This window comes from Streptomyces sp. NPDC058697, assembly GCF_042715345.1.
GTDB classification, from domain to species: Bacteria; Actinomycetota; Actinomycetes; order Streptomycetales; family Streptomycetaceae; genus Streptomyces; species Streptomyces liliifuscus.
In genome coordinates, this window is record NZ_JBHXSU010000070.1 from 1 (window position 1) to 1515 (window position 1515).

A 1515-nucleotide genomic window follows, 5' to 3' on the forward strand; every position below is an offset into this window, starting at 1 on the left:
TGGCTGTGACGTTGTTCAGCGGGCTCTGGCACAGATCTTGGGGAGTGGTCGCAGAGCGTCACCACGTCTCCCGTCTCAAGCGATCTGGTCCCGGGGCGGGGCGGGGAAGCTATGCGGCTGTATCCCCGCGCTCAGAGCCAGGGAGCCTCGCCCGATGCGTTGTCGCTGGTGGATGCAATGATCGCCGTTGCTGGCGTGAGCACGCTGGTTTCACGACTCGGGGATGGCTCATATGGACACGTGGCAGGAGCTTTCAGCGCTGGTGGAGGAGCGGCTGAAGGCCATCTCGCCTGGGGAACGCGGCGTGTTTGCCGCTGGTGTCGCGGAACGGCTCATGAGCTGGCACGAGGGACTACCCGCTGACGAGCGGGCGCCGTTCACCGTGGGCCTTCGTCCCCTGTTGAACTCCCTGTGGGAGGGCGTTCTCGGTGACTCAACGGCCTTCTCGGCGGTGAAGCGCGGTGTCGCCGAGTACATGCTCAGCGAGTACTGCCATAACGACGGCCAGGACGGGCCCGATGATGCAGATGAGTCTGCCGCAGCGGCGACGTTGTATGCCGCGCACGCCTATCTGTTCGGCTGCCACGACTTCGCCAGCTGGACCAGTCGCCGGGCGGTGGAGGCCGTTGATCAACATCTTGAGTTCCTGGCTGAGCAGGAAGAAGACGAGCTCGTCCCTGATTCGGACGAAGCGCTGACCTCTGAGTTGCAGCGGCAACTGCGGGACCTCGACCTCATTGCGAACTACTCGAAAGATCTTCGGTACTCCGGCATGGGACTGGCCATCGACACCTCGATCCGACTGCGCGTGGAGCTTCGAGCTCCTCTCTCCAGCCGGGCGTGAGTGTCCGAGATGCAGGAGTGGCTCGTCGTCCGTCTGGACCACGGCCATGACCTCGCCTGGCCCGTGCTGATCCGCCGTCTCGCCCCGGCAGCTGGATCCATCCGCTCACCCCGCAATTCGAATGTGGTGGGCTGCTCGTGCGTGAGACGGCGTGCGCCGTGACGCCGAACAGTGGTTGCTGACACTCCATCAAGTAGGTGCGGGGCTCCGTACTTTGGAGCGGCCGTCAGTGACGGTTCCGTTCATGCAGTCCGACGCACCGTTCTGGAAAGCGCTCGTGTTCGACGGGATCGACGAGGTGGACGTCGAGCAGGTAGCCACCGCCTTCGGGACGGTCGAGATCGTGGCCAGAGGCAGCAAGGCCGGTGCGGCCTGCCCCGACTGCGGCCACTATTCCGAGCGAGTGCACGGCTCCTATCAGCGCAGACTGCGGGATCTCCCGCTCGGCGAGCGGAGTGTCGTGATCCTGCTCAGGGTCCGGCGCTTCGTCTGTGACGCGAGGGCCTGTCCTCGACGCACGTTCGTCGAACGGTTCGCGCGGCTGACCTGCCCGTACGCGCGTTTCACCACCCGGCTCGACCGCGTCCTGGAGCGTATCGGGCTCGCACTGGCCGGACGGGCCGGCGCGAGGATGGCGGCCCAACTGGGCCTTGGTGCCGGGCGGATGACGC

General features: G+C 65.7%; 2 protein-coding genes. Both read left to right on the forward strand.

Annotated elements, in window-relative coordinates; genetic code table 11:
• The first annotated feature begins 232 nt into the window (after positions 1-232).
• Complete coding sequence (locus ACFWXQ_RS48780) at positions 233-844, forward strand: hypothetical protein (RefSeq protein ID WP_383948304.1); 612 nt, start codon at positions 233-235, stop codon at positions 842-844.
• A 244-nt stretch (positions 845-1088) separates the two neighbouring features.
• On the forward strand, positions 1089-1515 hold a 427-nt coding region (locus ACFWXQ_RS48785), incomplete at its 3' end, for a transposase family protein (protein ID WP_386270405.1).